Here is a 14,924-nt window from a genome sequence, read left to right on the forward strand (position 1 = left end):
CATTTACTTCTCTTAATTATAATAAATCTTCTTTAGTTATTTCTATTGATGGATAATGATCAAGCGTTGTCAAATCAGTGTTAAGTGGAACACTATACACCATATAATACTTATCTGAATTCTCTTTATTATTTATTAATGCCTTCATCTTTTCTTCCGCCAATTTTTTATCGGTAGTAGCATATACAACTGCTACTACTCCAACATTACAGTCATTTTTATTTTCAACATTCCCGCATAATATTAATTTTAACGGTGCTTCACCATTTAATCCTAATTCTACATATTGATCATATTCCATAATACAAACTCCTTTTCAAATTATATTCTAATTTATAAATTTTGCTAAATACCATCTTACTTTTTGTATTCACTAGAACAAAAATCCATAACTTCTCGTCCATTTGTAAATCTCTTATACCTTTCACCACATTGTAGTAATTCTGTCATTAACAACTTCTTTTCATTATTAAATTCATAATGCCATTTTATATTCATCCATAAAAATTTTAAAGTTGGTTTGGTATTATAAGCTTCTCTTCCAAATCTCTGCCGAATCCATCGTCTTAAAATTCTATACAGTCTTAATAAAGAATTTGTATCTAAAAAAATAATATATTCACTATATTCGTAGCGCTTTTTCAAAAGCTTTCTTGGTGAACCTTCAATTATCCAATTCTCACTTTCTAATATATCAAAAAAAATTTTTTCTATTTCATCATCCGTACGCCTAACATCACCTTTACTTGTTCTAATCCAAACAACATTATCTTGTTCATAACAAGGAATATGGAATTCTTTAGCTATCTTGTGTGCTAATGTAGTCTTACCACTTCCAACTGCTCCAATAATATCTATCTTCAAAATATCACCTCCATAAATAAGCACACAGTTTACACTTCAAAGCTACGTAATTCTTTTAATAATAATATCTACAACTTGTTCGATATTTAAATTACTTGTATTGATTTTTTCACCTTTTAATTTACATATAAACTTTATTAATCACAATTACTTTAATAGTTCCCTTTCAAATCCATGATTATATTTTTTTCAAAACAAACTGCTTCAGGTTTATTTACATACTTACCATAATTAGAGATACGATGATAACCATTTTTTTCATAAAATCTTACTGCTCTTTCATTTATCAATCTAGTTTCAAGCCAAAGAGCAGAGTAACCCAACTTTTTTGCTCCATTCTCTAAGTAGTGCAAGATTTCACTTCCAACTCCAATTGCTTTTGTCTTTGCAAACATTCTTTTAACCTCAGCAACCTCTTCATTAATAGGTCGTATTGCTCCGCAACCTATTGCCTCCCCCTCTTCATTATATGCTACTACAAATAATGAACGAGGAACAGAAACATCATTTGAATTAAAAGAATTTTTTCCACTATCACCCGTTATAAATTCTAAACTCTTAGATAGTTCTTCCATTAAATTTATAGCATCTTGTGTATTCGCTTGAGTTTCTGTAATTTTCATTGTTGTACCTTCCTTTTATTAATCATGTTATTTTTATATATGGTTATAACGAAAATCTATCTCCTACGTCCATTGGTAAAGTATCATTTTACTTTCTTTTAGAATAATCTGTGATACCTAATCTATTTCCAAATGGATCTTCAAATTCTACAGCCATTCCAGTCATAATTTGAAAAGGTTCAGATAAAAATGCAACACCATTTTCTTTTAATTTGTTATACTCATTTTCAACATTTTCAACTTCAAACCAAATTGTTGGTTTTATATTTGGAAATATATTTTCGTCTTTTAAAATAATTGCTGGTTCTTCATCACCAATATTAAAAGCAATCATTCCCTTTTTTGAAAAATCAAATTTCAACTGTAATCCTAAAATATTTTCATAATACTTTCGTGCCTCTTCTAAATTGCTTACTCCCATAAAAAAATTATCATAGTTTTTCATAATAAATTCCTCCTTAAATTTTTTCCTATTCATATATATAGATGCACTAAAAATATGAAAGTCACGCAACTTAATTAAAAAAATTTAAAATTAATTATTTAAAACCCAAATAACTCTTTCATACCATTCATCTGAAGGTTTCTTATCTGGTATATTTTTATATAAATAAATGATTTTATTACGAACATTATCATTAAAAGCATAATTTGATTCTTTATAATTTAGGGTTTTAACTAGTTTACTGTTCTTTTGTTTCACTTCATCTTGTAAATTTTCTTTTTTACTAGCAAACTCAATCCAGGCTTCGCAGCTACATGGATTTTTCACATCTAAAATATTGCAATGCTTATCAAAAAAAGAAGCAAGATTCATATGAGCACGATAAAGAAGTCCCTTTGTAGCACTTTTTGATATATTTAATACCTCTGATACTTCTTCTAATGATAAACCAAACATATCAACAAGGGAAAAAGCTATTCTTTGGTTAAGGGTAAGAAGTCGTGCCATAGCAAGAAAACACCCATTTTGTAATTCACTTATTGATTCTTTTACAATAACTTCATCTTCTGGTTTAGTATATGTATTTACATAAAGATTACCTTCCTGTTCAAGGATTTCAATTTCATCATAAAGAAGTTCCATATGATTATTTTTTTGTCTCTCATTCATTAAGAAATTATTTAAACATATTCTACGTAGCCAAGATTTAATTGCATCAGGATTTTTTAGAGTATCAATTTTTTCCCATGCTCTTATAAAAGTTTCTTGACATAAATCCTCTGCCGTATTTGGATGGCATGATAATTTAAGAGCATAGTTGTATATATATGTTCCATAGTTATATATTAACTCATCAGCATTCATTATTTTCACCTTTCTCTTATATACTAATTACTTCATCAAAATCTATAACTGAAATCCTTCACTCTAACCCAAGAGCAACTTTTATGATTTCTAAATTATATTTTAAATCATCTTCACCACGCACAATAATTTGTTTACATTTGATCAATTTTTGCCATTGGTCATGTTTTAACTTACTCCTCATATTAATATCACCAGTATCATAAGCTGTTGCCCATTCAATAAATTCAATATGATTTTGATACATGTCTCCACCTATCTCAATACGTGAACCAAAATGTTTCTTTTCTCTCTCCTTTAGGCGATCAATTCGAATATTTTTATCTGTAACCACACGAACTGCTAATGTGAAATATGGAATTAAGTCATCACCCCAATCTACCATTGAACCAGAAATAACAACTTTATCTGAATGTAAAATATCTTTTTTCATCATTTGAATCCGTTCTTCTATTTTTCTTTTTTGTGTGTACTCAGGATTCGTTTTGATCCAGAAATAATCATCTGTATCCATAAAGGTATATCCTAATTGTTCTGATATGAATTTACCTAATGTAGTTGTTCCTGAACCTGATGCTCCATATATGTGAATTACGCTTGGATACATAGTTTTCTCCTTTACAAATTAATGTTCATTTACTAACAAAACTTAAACTATAAAGAACCTATTAATCTTTAAGTACGTTAATTATGGTTAACGTAAGCTATTATTGATTCAACATTCTTTCTTAATGTATAATCAACTGGTTTATCATAAACAGAAAGCATACCTATTTCATCATTTGATAATTCTCCTTGTTTTTTATGTTTTATTTTCCATTTTAGTAATGTCATTAAGAATTTGTCAAAAGCGTTCAATTTACTATAATTAAATCCACCTCTTAAATAAAAAAACTTAATATATTTTTGTTCTTCTGGAGTAAAATTTTTATCTGTAACCTCTTTTATCGCATCTTTCCTTGCTGGTGATGCCCCTGTTGCAAAAACTATTACCTTTTTGTCTTTAAGCTTATTAATATTTTTTGTTATTAATTTTACTCCAATAATACCTACTGCATATAAACTGCCGCCATAAATTATGGTATCATATTGAGTCAGTATATCGATATTAACCTTTGACACTTCAAAAAGATCAGCAGATAAATCTTCTGTAATCCATTGTGCATATTTCTTTGTAAAACCTGTTTTAGACTTATATACTACTATTGTTTTCATTATGTACCTCCACCCCTTACTTCAATCATATAGTTTCCATTCTTATTCAGACTTGGCACATCATTTAATCATAACTAGAACAAGTCTACTTTATATATTAATTAATTTTATTTTCAATAACCTCTGCTCCATTATTAGTGCCAACAATAATGTACTTACACATATTAATAAATAATCCAGTTTCTAAGGCTCCTATTATTCCATTAACTTTCTCACTAACATCAATAATATCAATTGGTTTTCCTATATGCAAATCAACTATATAATTACCATTGTTAGTTATATAAATATTGTCACCTTTCCTCCTTAATTTAGGATTTAAAGAATATGTTTCTAATTTCTTGATAACTTGTGTATATCCATAAGGTAATACTTCAATTGGTAATGGAAAAGCTCCAATGCTATCAACTAATTTACTATCATCCATTATCCATATTACTTCATTTGCTAAGTTAGCAACTATTTTTTCTCTAAATAATGCCCCTCCACCACCTTTAATTGCATTGAAATTTTTATCTATTTCATCTACACCATCAATACATAAGTCAATTCTATCTACTTCATCTATTTCTACTAAAGGAATATGTAATTCTTTTGCTAAATTCTCTGTGCTTCTTGAAGTTGCAATTGCCTTCAAATTCATACCATTTTGAACTAACTCGCCTACCTTTTTAATCATATGATATGATGTCGAACCCGTTCCCAATCCTAGTATCATTCCATCTTTTATATATTCCGCCGCTTTTTCTCCTGCCACTCTTTTTAGTTCCATAAATACCTCCAAAATATCTTTGTGACTAATATATTATTTTAAATATCTTCCATTTTAAATGTTACATTTTTTAAATGACGATAATAGTTTCCCCATTCTGACGTAAAACATAATACGGTATAATCAGGATCATCTACGCCTAATGGATAATAAACTTCACAGCCATCAGTCCACAACAGTTCCTTAGATGCTCTATCCTGTAATATTTCAATTGTACCAATGAGCATAAGTCCTGCAAAGTTATTATCGTCAACAAAATACAAGCACATCTTATTATCATCTTTTAAGCGTTCTACCATTTTTGTAGAAGTGTTTGTACTAAGCCAGAATTTCTTTAAACCATCATGTTTTAATCTCATCATTGCTTTTATATTAGGATAACCATTTTCTCCATTTGTCCCAACCATCACAATTTTCGAATCCTCCACTAACTGGTTACTTTCAATAATAACAATTTCATCTATCATTCCTAAAACCTCCTTATATAGCATTATTAATTAGAAAAAAATTGCACTATTCCTTGTTGCAAATACTTTCTAAATTACTAGCCACTTAGACCAAATTTAATCATTTTATGATTTATATATAATTAATAATATCCGTGAAATTAGAAATTATAACATCAGGCTTTTTGGGCAATTCATCCAAACTCCCCATCCCTCCCCATCCTTGTTTCACCCATATAGTTTTCATTACTATTTTTATTGCTGGTGTAATATCATTATCTAATCTATCTCCAATCATATATGCATTACTAGGGGAACAATTTGCTCTATTTAATGCAATATTATAGATTTTTAAATCTGGTTTTGAAATTTTTTCTTCAGCAGAAGTTACTATTAGATCAAAGAAACACCTTATTCCTAGATTATAGAGCCTTTTCTCTGTACCAAGAACTTGATTTGCTATTATCCCCAATTTAAATCTTTGGTGCAGTAACTCAAGCACCTCATAAGTACCTTCATATAGCTTTTCATAATCACAATTCCACTTCACTTTATTTAGTCCAAATTCTTTTAAAGTACATTTATATGCATCTTTATTTTGCGTAGCATAAAAATTCATTCTCGATACAAATTCGTCTCTAGAAGGTGCTTTTTCTTGTTTTAAAGTCTCCTTTATTCTATACTTATCACATTGCTCTTCATCAACCAATGTAGATCCAATATCCATGAATAACCATTCCATCAAATACTCACATCCTCAAATTCAAATTGAGCAAAACGCTCCCTGTTCTTTGAAGCTACTGAAATCTCCAATAATTTTTCATAATTTCCAATACCAATAAGCGATTCATTCCATGGTTTAAGATCTTCATGGCGTAACGCAATCTTGTTAAAAACTATTAAAATAGTTAATTTCTTTCTATAAACTCTTCTATTTTATCGTATGATTCAATTACTACACCATTCTCTTCAATTGTTTTCACAAAAGTCTTTTGTATTTCCATAGCTCTCTCTTTAAATTGATTTAAATGTCTTGAATCATAATAACTCATTAAATCGAATTTATTCAAACCATTTTCTCTTGTAGCCTCATTCAATGTTCGTTGAAGACTTGTCCCCGAAATATATGCAAGATTAATATCTCCACTATCACAACATATATAGATTTTATTCCAAGTAGAAATAATTTCTTGGTAAAGTTCTGCAAGAGCTTCATGATTTGCTTTATTTTCTTCCTTATTTGCTTTTTCAGTTTTGCTATCCAAAAATTCTTGTGTATTTTTTATAATTTTGTAACAATATTTTTTGAGCTGCAATTCTAAATCAGCTTTTATAACTGATTCATACAGTAAAATGAAGTCCTTTGGAGTTACCTCCATATTTTTCAAATCCTCTATCTGTTTCTTTACTCCTCTACTAAAATAAGTTTGGTTTGAATATGCCACAATATCTGCTAAAGACAAAATTATATGACCAGCAATTGTTCTCAATTCACACATATTGTCTTCAAAAATCATAGTTTTATATAAATCTTCTACTCTTCCCATCTTCTTAGATGCTTTATCCAACATAAACACTTTATTACTTAAATTTTTCTTTAACTTATTCTGTAATTCTTTAAATCTTGTTTTGTCAGCATCTGAATTGCAATAGAGAATCTTGACGTTTGCTATACATGGTAACAAAACTTCATTAACTTCTGCAATTCCTTCAATACGTTCCCATGACATCGGAAACAAGTCAAAACCTACGCTTTCTACTATAAATGTTTTAGTCAATTTATATGCGCGTTCTGTCTTTGGTATAAAATAGAAGTCTACATCTGAAAGCGGATTATCAGTTCCATTTTCATAGGAGCCATAAAAAAGTAAAAGGCTTACATCATCCTTAAAATCTGTTTCTATTTTTTTTATTGCCCATTCAATAATCATATCATTTCTTTTATTCATAAATTTCTCCCTTCGCAAATTCTAAAACGCTATTGTCTAGAGCAACACAAACTTTGTATTCGTCAATTTCATGTGTTTGTTATTTTGATTCTCCATCTGAATAATACGTCCTTAAAGCCAAATAATTGTAAATCTAAATACCATGTAATTCGAACTTCATCATCATATTATATCCATAATTTTTTTTACAATCTCCTCTACGCAAATACTGCCATCAATAACATAATCGGAATTTGGCAGAATAGTGTTTAACATTTCTTCATATGCAATTCTCGAATATTTTAAATAAAAAATCATTTCTTCCCTGATTTCATCCCCACTGGAATTGTGCATATCCCGTAACACGCGTCTTGCCATTGCAATATCTAAAGGGGTATTAATGAAAATAGCACAACCTATAAATGGTTTAATCAAATCATTTTTATATGCAAATGGATAATAATTTTTTCATTCTCATAAATTTACAATTAATATTAAGTTAATCATAGCATATTTTGTAAATACAATACATTATATCTTCCTTAATTTTCTCTTAATTCACTAATAAGTAAACATAAAGGTAAAAAAACGCCAATCATTTATGATTAGCGCTTTTTCTAATTTATTATTTTTCTAAATTCCATATGTGAATATTTCTACGAAAGATTATGCATGTTAATACACCCAAAATGCCAAGAATAAAAAACAATAATGCTGCACCTGAACCCTTTCCTGTTCCAAATATCATTGTTAAAAATCCACTTGATGGCTGATATAACATAAATGGTTCAAATACTTTATCAACTAATATTCCACCTAAAAAATATCCTATTGGGATTGTGAAAAATTGCAATGTGTTCCTTACAGAATAAACTCTTCCCTGTATATCTATTGGAATATAACTTCTTAATAATACATCCATATTGGTCCCCATAATAGGAATAGCAATCCAACCTAAAACTGCTCCAACACACCATATTGGCACGCTATTCCCAAAGGCAAGAAAAAAGTTTTCAGTACTCATTGAAAGCAATAAAGCATTGCAAATCACTCGAACACGACTTTTAGGGGCTGGCAATATAGATGCCACAATACTGCCAACAAGCATAGCACTTCCTGTGACTGTATTAATAATACCAAGTGCAACCTCACCACCTTCAGCTCTTGATAAAATCATAGCAGGCAAAGTTGCATTGAATATAGAAGCTGTAAAATTAATTGCTGCTAAAAACAAGATCAAATCTAAAATTCCCCGGTTATGTTTTAGAAAACTAAGTCCACTTTTTACTGAAGATAACATAGATTCTTTCTTTGTATTTTCATTTTCTACTTTTGGTATTTTCACAAAACATAGCAAAGAAATAAAAGCAATACCAAAAGTTAATAGATCAAATGCACTAACTACCTGCATATTAGTTAGTGCCAACAATGCTGTTGCAATAATTGGTGTCATTATAGTTATTAAAGAATTTGAAAATGAACGCATTCCACTTACCTTTTGATAATGTTTTTTGGGTGTAAGAATACTAATTGTTACATCTGCAGCAGGCTGCTGAATTGTATTCATTAGGCCATTTAATGCATTTAAGCAATAAATATGCCATATCTCCAGCCTATTTGTTTTAAGCAGGATTAATACTACAATCGTACATAAAGCTGCAAAACTATCGCTTACAAGTATTGTTATTTTTTTATTCCATTTATCACTCAATGCTCCTGCAAATATGCTCATAATTACATATGGTAAATACGTACAAACAGAAAGCATGGCCGTTATTAAAGCCGAGCCATGTTGTTGATATGACCATATAATTAAAGCAAAATTGGTCATAGAACTACCTAACTCTGAAAGTGATTGTGTAATCCATAAAATTAAAAAACTGTGAAGTTCCTTTATACTATTCTTAAATAAATTCATATTGACTTTGCTCCTTTTATTTTGATATTATCTCTAAAAATGCAAAGTCTTTTAGGACTAATTTTATTTTACTCCATGCTGGTTAGTCCTAGTTAGACTCTGCATGGAGCTAATACAATACAACGCTTCATTTTTTTGTTCCTCCTAATTAAAAATCATTATGAAAATTATCTAATATTTCCATCTATAATGTCCATGAATTGGATTATGAAACCAGCTTAATTTTGCTTCAGAAGCACATGGATGAGAGTTATGAATTACATAAGGAATTCCGTCCTCATCTCTCTTGTCTGAAATAATAGCAATATGCTCATATCCCTCTATAAATACTATTATATCACCTGGTTGCCATTCTTTTAAATTATTAATGTCGTTTTCCTTGAACTCTGTAGTTAACTGGATACAATTTTTCTTAAAAAATACATCTTGATTCAATACTCGTCTAAAATCAATATTAGGATCTGCCTTCCCATTGATTCCCTTATATTGGGGTATATTTTCTTTAATATCCTTGTCCATTAAATCTTTAATTGACACATTGATGCCTTTAAAACCTCTCCATATTACATCAGTACAAACTCCTTCACCATCTGGTGGATATCCCCCAACATAATATGCATCTTTATATATTGTTTTCCTCTCAGCTTCTTTTCTAGCAGAATTCACTATATCAATAGGATCTGGTATTCCGTTTTGATTTTTATCAACCTTTGAACTTTCATCTGGAACATTGACTCTATTAACTGAAATATCATCAGCAATTTCTTCCACTTTATTATTTAATTCATTATTTGGTTTATTATATTTAAGTTTCACCACAAATGTAACAGTTGCTGAAATTATTGCTATTAAGCTTAATACTATAATAATCGTTTTTGCTTTTTTCACACAGATCCTCCACTTGTATAATTTTCACTCTATGTTCTCATTCTGGTTTACCATATATCTTAATACGGTTTTCAATTTATCTTTTTCTACTTTTCTAGCATCTGACAAATATATTTCTCTATGAACAAGGCTTTTAATTATTAAATTATTTTCATTAATGTAGTCCTTCATCTTATTAAAACTTTCTGGTTCAGTGTCATATGAACCTATATGTAATATTTGAACTGCTAATCCATCTTCTATTTCATCAAAATATGCTTCTTCTAATAAAGGATTTGGCTTTTTCTTAATAGCAATTTCAAAAGCTTTCTTTACGACTTCTTCATTACCAAAGTCAGGTTGTTTAATCATTATAGTATATAAAAGTTCTTCTTTATTAAATATTGCACTTTTTTTACCTTCTTCGGTCATATCCCATAATCCTTCTAATGGGTAAACCGTGTATTCAAAATATCCCTCAGGTGTAAACCCATTTTTAGGCATCATTCTCACTGCATATGCTAGTGAATATAAAACTCCAATCCTATTAGAAAAATCTTCGGAATTAGGATTTCCTTTTCCTTTAATACAAAAATATTTTGCTTTAGGAACCTTAACTAAAATTGGTTTTTCTTTTGGTAAATAGAGTTCCTTTTCCTCTCTTTTCCGTTCATATTTCAAAATTAACACCTCCATCACCATTCAAAAATTACAACTAAATTATAATAATATATATCAATCAATCATGAAAAGATAGCTTCCTTCAAAGTAAGTACCTTTTTATATAAATCAATCTCAATATCGATTCCATATGGAATTATGCATCTTGGAAACGCATGTCCAAAATTAACATTGTACATAATTGGTAAATCTTTATTATCTAAAATCTTGCAATAAAGTTCTTTATATTCTTCATAATATTGCTCATCTTGAGGCTTTCCAACAATAATTGCATTTATAACATCAAATATACCTGTCTCTTTTAAAATAAGCAATTCTTTTTCAAATTCTTCAGGTTTCGGTTTTTCTTCACAAGTTTCAAGAAACAATATTTTATTTTTCCATTCATCTAATCCTGGAAATATTCCATACTTTTCACATATAACTTTTTCATCGTCATATCGATTTTTAGTCAATATATCATAAAAACTTTCAAGACAGCCACCTAAAAGTCTACCATTAACTTTTCCACTTCCTTGTAGGACTTCATATCCTTTTTGTTCTAAGTGTTCTATTCTACTTGTTCCAATTGCAGCTATTGAAAAGTCTGTGCGTTCCTCATACCATGTCTTACTTGATTCTATACATTGCTCCTCAGGATTTTCAAAATACTTCTGAAATGTTTTTTTAGTATATGGGAGCATTTCTTCATCCAATTCTGCTAAATCACAAACAAAACAAGGACCATAAAAAGTTTCCATTCCTAACTTATAGAACATCAAATGATTAATTGTTGTATCTGAAAAACCAGTAAATAATTTAGGATTATCTTGAACAGCATTAATGAAATCTTTATCCTCTAGCAAATATGGTAAAGTTCTATAAGTGTCATCTCCACCAATAGCACATATAATCCCTTTAATTGATTTATCATAAAATGCCTCTTTTAAATCCTCTGCTCTAGCCTCTGGATGATTTTTTAAATATTCAATCCCTTTTAATGCATTTGGCATTAAGACTGGCACTAATCCGAACTCCATGATTCTTTTTAATCCTAACTCTAATTCATGTTTTGCAGAGTCCTCACCAAGCATGCCACTTGACATACTTATAATTGCAACTTTGTCTCCCTTTACTAAAGCTTCTGGCTTTTTCATAACTCCCACTCTCCTTATGAATTTATTACGCAGATAACCAAAAAAGTTATAAACAAACCAATAAATATCTTCTCAGAACTTGAAATATTCTTGATGATTAAATAATAACAAATATTACAAATAATAGCCATAAAAATAGTACTATTTTTAATAAAATAATCTGTTTTGCAAACTCTGTGTTTCTAATACTTTCAAAAATTATCTAAAGCTTTAACTTAATTATATTTTCTTGAAGAACTAAAAAAGGCAACTCAATAATTTTGAGTTACCTTTGTATTTCTATAATTTAAAATTACTTAATCCAAGCACCACTTGCACCTAATACATATCCATCAACAGTTGTATTAGCTTGCATAACACCTGATGCATTGCAATAGTACCAAGTTCCGTTGTCATTAATCCAACCAGTTTGCATTGCTCCTGAAGCATTTAAGTAATACCAATTACCTCCATCCTTACTCCATCCAGTAGACATAACGCCATCTGTTTTAAAATAGTACCAAGCAGTTCCATCTTTTAACCAGCCAATAGCCTTAGTTCCATCAGTTTTGTTATAAGTCCAAGTTCCATCAGCTGCTTTTACCCAACCAGCTGTTGCTGTTGCAGCTGTAGTAGTTGCTGCTGTACCTGCATTTGTAGTTGCTGTACTTGCAGTCGTTCCTGTTTTAGATGTATTGTTTATAATTGAATAGTTTTTATCATCTTCATTCCAAAGAATCATGATATCTTTGTTACCAACAGAAATATTATTCAATCCGCCATCTACCTTATATACTTTTGCAAAGTTATCATTTGACTTATCCCATTGCTTTACATAGCCTGAATCTAATCCCCATAAAGTCCCACTTCCAGTTTGAATAGCATAATTATCTGGTACATCGATACTGTCAGAATCACTAATGTCTAAATGATTAAATCCATTTTCTGATTTTAATTTAACAGTTTCTGCATATAATTTATGACTTCCAGCAGTTGAAGTGTCTAAGGCTGCACTTACAAAACCTGTTGCATCACCTGTCATTTTTGCCGCACTGATTGTATGACCAGTTTTACTGCTTGCATCAGCTACAGATTTTCCTAATACTAATTTATCTGAAACTCCACCATTAGTGCTACTTTTTGAATCGTATTTTGCGCAGAAATAAACAGTTGAATCTTTAGGATACTTAATACCATCTATATCATCTGTCGCAGTAGCCTTTGTAAATTGTTGTAATACTGCCACAGATTTATTTAGACCTGAACCTGAAGTAAATAATGTACCTTTTCCTCCAAATAATATTGTATCTGTAACATTCGTATAAGTTGAGTCATCAGCACCTTTATCCTTTTCAAATATTGAAAGGTTTGCCCATCTATACACTACATCAGAACTAACAGTTATGTATGATGAGTTGCTAATTACAGCTTTTAATTCATGATCTCCTGTACCTATATTGTCCTTTATTTCATAAGTATCTTTAGTATTTTTGATATAAACACTGCTGCTAGTTGTCGTACCAACTCTCATATTACCTAAGTTATAATCTGCATCAACATAGTTTCCAGCATAATCTACATAAACTGTATCTGTAGTTTTAATTGATGTAGCCCCAATATTAAATGGAGTTTTTAACGTATAAGTATAAGCACTTAATCCACTACCACCATCTAAAAATTTATTAGTAGTAGTAAATTGTTTGTCAGAATCTGAAAATCTTCCATCATTGTCATTTTTAATTTTTTTTCTTAAGGTTGTAGCTACATCGTCTTGTAAATCCGATCTCTTCTTACCATCTACTATCTTATAGTTGTCTTTTATATCTGCAACTGTATCATTATCATCCATTACAAGATATTGATTTAATAATAAATCATCCACTGCAAGTCCAGCATCAATACCATCAATAGAATTGTATTTTCCATCAGGAGTCATAAAATATTCTGCTTCATCTTTACCATTTATTTCTCCATCAATATAAATTCCTGCACCTTTAGCTTTTGCAGCATAAACAGTTCCATCTTGTGAATCTACCTTTTTAACATCAGCAGCCATCGCTGGAACAATTGAGATAATTGATGCTGCACAAACTAATAAACTTGTCATTTTTGAAATTCTTTTTAACATATTTTTAATTTCCCCCTAGTGAATTTTTTTATTTTATATTAACCTTTCTCTATTTAATGTCAATTCTTGCACACGTTTTCAAAACAAGAGTCCTATATCCTTAATTTTAGAGAAAAAGTTTAAACATTATTTTATTGTCAAATGTCCTTTGCATTATATGGACATACTTTAGAAATATACAATAACATATTCAAAAGGTATAGTTTAGTAACATTTCCATATGTTAAAGATATCTTAAAACGTTCATTAAGTAAAGTTAATTTTAGGTTAACCAATATTATACTAATTTTCTTAAAGTAAAGAAATAAGCTAAAACTTCCTCAATATATTTCTTTAGATACAAAAAACTATTCTCTAATTCCTTATTTCATAAAGAATCACCTGAAAATACAGATGCTTCTAACTTCAATATTCAATAATTGAATTTCCATCCAAAATCTATAAATACCTTTTTCACAATAACATTCAAATAATAATATCCCTATTACTTAATTCTGCTTTTATTAATTTTCCTTGAACATTTTTAGGCTGAATAATTTTTTGACATTGGTAAGCTTCCATACTAAGAGATATTTTATTAGATGATTCAGTAATTTTTGAATACTTCTCTGAAAAGATCTTTGCAAATTCAGGTTTTCCTGAAATCGAAGATAATTTACTCTCCTTCAATTGATTGCATAAAGAGCCTATTATTTTATCAATTTTGGATTTTTCACGATTTTCATTCACCCATAACCACATTGCATGCCCTGTATTTTGGATTGCTATTGCATTATTATCACAGGTTTTTAAAGCAATTACTTCTTTTCCTTCGAAAATATAATGGAATAAGTTAAATTGTACTTCACAATTTAAAAATATCCCTCCATTTAAAACTTTATCTTCTCTAAAAAATGGTTTAAACATGATATTCCTCCTCTATAATTCATAAACCTCATATCACTTATGTCACTTATCATGAAACCACCTCCTTCAGCTATTACAATAATAATTAGAGCTCTTTTATTTTTCCTTATATATCTTATAATGTGGTTTTTCAGAATTTTTCTCCCAAAAAC

Annotated in this window: 18 protein-coding genes; all 18 read right to left on the reverse strand. The window is 29.5% G+C overall.

The genetic code is table 11. The features are described from left to right. Nucleotides 1-16: 16 nt before the first annotated feature. The 18 genes from CSPA_RS16470 to CSPA_RS16555 all read right to left on the reverse strand — a co-directional run bounded on the left by CSPA_RS16470 (nucleotide 17) and on the right by CSPA_RS16555 (nucleotide 14,772). Entirely contained in the window at nucleotides 17-301 is a 285-nt protein-coding gene (locus CSPA_RS16470; RefSeq protein WP_015393475.1) for a hypothetical protein, read from the reverse strand. 56 nt (nucleotides 302-357) lie between these two features. Then, complete coding sequence (locus CSPA_RS16475) at nucleotides 358-864, reverse strand: NB-ARC domain-containing protein (protein ID WP_015393476.1); 507 nt, start codon at nucleotides 862-864, stop codon at nucleotides 358-360. A gap of 152 nt (nucleotides 865-1,016) precedes the next feature. Next, nucleotides 1,017-1,487: a GNAT family N-acetyltransferase gene (locus tag CSPA_RS16480; RefSeq protein ID WP_015393477.1), complete on the reverse strand. Its 471-nt coding sequence runs from the start codon at nucleotides 1,485-1,487 to the stop codon at nucleotides 1,017-1,019. A gap of 88 nt (nucleotides 1,488-1,575) precedes the next feature. Beyond that, the gene (locus CSPA_RS16485) at nucleotides 1,576-1,932 is read right to left on the reverse strand and encodes a VOC family protein (RefSeq protein ID WP_015393478.1); all 357 of its coding nucleotides are present in this window, start codon (nucleotides 1,930-1,932) and stop codon (nucleotides 1,576-1,578) included. 90 nt (nucleotides 1,933-2,022) lie between these two features. Continuing rightward, a complete protein-coding gene (locus CSPA_RS16490) occupies nucleotides 2,023-2,796 on the reverse strand; it encodes an RNA polymerase sigma factor (protein WP_015393479.1) in 774 nt (257 codons plus the stop codon). Between the two features lie 58 nt (nucleotides 2,797-2,854). Then, a complete protein-coding gene (locus tag CSPA_RS16495; protein WP_015393480.1) occupies nucleotides 2,855-3,403 on the reverse strand; it encodes an AAA family ATPase in 549 nt (182 codons plus the stop codon). Between the two features lie 77 nt (nucleotides 3,404-3,480). Continuing rightward, a complete protein-coding gene (locus tag CSPA_RS16500; protein ID WP_015393481.1) occupies nucleotides 3,481-4,011 on the reverse strand; it encodes a flavodoxin domain-containing protein in 531 nt (176 codons plus the stop codon). Nucleotides 4,012-4,108: 97 nt separating this feature from the next. Further along, nucleotides 4,109-4,783 carry a ribose-5-phosphate isomerase RpiA gene (gene rpiA / locus CSPA_RS16505; protein WP_015393482.1) on the reverse strand — a complete coding sequence of 225 codons (675 nt, stop codon included), beginning with the start codon at nucleotides 4,781-4,783 and terminating at the stop codon, nucleotides 4,109-4,111. Between the two features lie 38 nt (nucleotides 4,784-4,821). Beyond that, nucleotides 4,822-5,250: a pyridoxamine 5'-phosphate oxidase family protein gene (locus CSPA_RS16510; RefSeq protein WP_015393483.1), complete on the reverse strand. Its 429-nt coding sequence runs from the start codon at nucleotides 5,248-5,250 to the stop codon at nucleotides 4,822-4,824. A 112-nt stretch (nucleotides 5,251-5,362) separates the two neighbouring features. Continuing rightward, complete coding sequence (locus tag CSPA_RS16515) at nucleotides 5,363-5,971, reverse strand: HAD family hydrolase (RefSeq protein ID WP_017810533.1); 609 nt, start codon at nucleotides 5,969-5,971, stop codon at nucleotides 5,363-5,365. A gap of 166 nt (nucleotides 5,972-6,137) precedes the next feature. Continuing rightward, complete coding sequence (locus CSPA_RS16520) at nucleotides 6,138-7,178, reverse strand: hypothetical protein (protein WP_015393485.1); 1,041 nt, start codon at nucleotides 7,176-7,178, stop codon at nucleotides 6,138-6,140. A 162-nt stretch (nucleotides 7,179-7,340) separates the two neighbouring features. Next, nucleotides 7,341-7,592 (reverse strand): nucleoside/nucleotide kinase family protein, encoded by a 252-nt coding sequence (locus CSPA_RS16525; protein ID WP_173682192.1) that lies wholly within the window; start codon nucleotides 7,590-7,592, stop codon nucleotides 7,341-7,343. 190 nt (nucleotides 7,593-7,782) lie between these two features. Next, nucleotides 7,783-9,075: an MFS transporter gene (locus CSPA_RS16530; RefSeq protein ID WP_015393486.1), complete on the reverse strand. Its 1,293-nt coding sequence runs from the start codon at nucleotides 9,073-9,075 to the stop codon at nucleotides 7,783-7,785. Nucleotides 9,076-9,246: 171 nt separating this feature from the next. Beyond that, a complete protein-coding gene (locus tag CSPA_RS16535; protein WP_015393487.1) occupies nucleotides 9,247-9,963 on the reverse strand; it encodes a DUF1287 domain-containing protein in 717 nt (238 codons plus the stop codon). A gap of 24 nt (nucleotides 9,964-9,987) precedes the next feature. Continuing rightward, nucleotides 9,988-10,623 carry a GyrI-like domain-containing protein gene (locus tag CSPA_RS16540; protein ID WP_015393488.1) on the reverse strand — a complete coding sequence of 212 codons (636 nt, stop codon included), beginning with the start codon at nucleotides 10,621-10,623 and terminating at the stop codon, nucleotides 9,988-9,990. A 62-nt stretch (nucleotides 10,624-10,685) separates the two neighbouring features. Then, nucleotides 10,686-11,759, reverse strand: coding sequence for a S66 family peptidase (locus CSPA_RS16545; RefSeq protein ID WP_015393489.1), 1,074 nt, complete (start codon nucleotides 11,757-11,759; stop codon nucleotides 10,686-10,688). 292 nt (nucleotides 11,760-12,051) lie between these two features. Next, on the reverse strand, nucleotides 12,052-13,866 hold the full coding sequence (locus CSPA_RS16550) for an N-acetylmuramoyl-L-alanine amidase family protein (RefSeq protein WP_015393490.1): 1,815 nt from the start codon (nucleotides 13,864-13,866) through the stop codon (nucleotides 12,052-12,054). 465 nt (nucleotides 13,867-14,331) lie between these two features. After that, entirely contained in the window at nucleotides 14,332-14,772 is a 441-nt protein-coding gene (locus CSPA_RS16555; protein WP_015393491.1) for a hypothetical protein, read from the reverse strand. Between the last annotated feature and the right edge of the window lie 152 nt (nucleotides 14,773-14,924).

Origin of the sequence: Clostridium saccharoperbutylacetonicum N1-4(HMT) (genome assembly GCF_000340885.1) — a bacterium.
Taxonomy (GTDB): Bacteria; Bacillota; Clostridia; order Clostridiales; family Clostridiaceae; genus Clostridium; species Clostridium saccharoperbutylacetonicum.

What these genes read in the sequence shown, in the direction of transcription:
- CSPA_RS16470 (WP_015393475.1), bottom strand. Translation starts at nt 301, where the DNA reads ATGGAATATGATCAATATGTAGAATTAGGATTAAATGGTGAAGCACCG.
- CSPA_RS16480 (WP_015393477.1), bottom strand. Translation starts at nt 1,487, where the DNA reads ATGAAAATTACAGAAACTCAAGCGAATACACAAGATGCTATAAATTTA.
- CSPA_RS16485 (WP_015393478.1), bottom strand. Translation starts at nt 1,932, where the DNA reads ATGAAAAACTATGATAATTTTTTTATGGGAGTAAGCAATTTAGAAGAG.
- CSPA_RS16490 (WP_015393479.1), bottom strand. Translation starts at nt 2,796, where the DNA reads ATGAATGCTGATGAGTTAATATATAACTATGGAACATATATATACAAC.
- CSPA_RS16495 (WP_015393480.1), bottom strand. Translation starts at nt 3,403, where the DNA reads ATGTATCCAAGCGTAATTCACATATATGGAGCATCAGGTTCAGGAACA.
- CSPA_RS16500 (WP_015393481.1), bottom strand. Translation starts at nt 4,011, where the DNA reads ATGAAAACAATAGTAGTATATAAGTCTAAAACAGGTTTTACAAAGAAA.
- rpiA (WP_015393482.1), bottom strand. Translation starts at nt 4,783, where the DNA reads ATGGAACTAAAAAGAGTGGCAGGAGAAAAAGCGGCGGAATATATAAAA.
- CSPA_RS16510 (WP_015393483.1), bottom strand. Translation starts at nt 5,250, where the DNA reads ATGATAGATGAAATTGTTATTATTGAAAGTAACCAGTTAGTGGAGGAT.
- CSPA_RS16515 (WP_017810533.1), bottom strand. Translation starts at nt 5,971, where the DNA reads ATGGAATGGTTATTCATGGATATTGGATCTACATTGGTTGATGAAGAG.
- CSPA_RS16520 (WP_015393485.1), bottom strand. Translation starts at nt 7,178, where the DNA reads ATGAATAAAAGAAATGATATGATTATTGAATGGGCAATAAAAAAAATA.
- CSPA_RS16530 (WP_015393486.1), bottom strand. Translation starts at nt 9,075, where the DNA reads ATGAATTTATTTAAGAATAGTATAAAGGAACTTCACAGTTTTTTAATT.
- CSPA_RS16545 (WP_015393489.1), bottom strand. Translation starts at nt 11,759, where the DNA reads ATGAAAAAGCCAGAAGCTTTAGTAAAGGGAGACAAAGTTGCAATTATA.
- CSPA_RS16550 (WP_015393490.1), bottom strand. Translation starts at nt 13,866, where the DNA reads ATGTTAAAAAGAATTTCAAAAATGACAAGTTTATTAGTTTGTGCAGCA.
- CSPA_RS16555 (WP_015393491.1), bottom strand. Translation starts at nt 14,772, where the DNA reads ATGTTTAAACCATTTTTTAGAGAAGATAAAGTTTTAAATGGAGGGATA.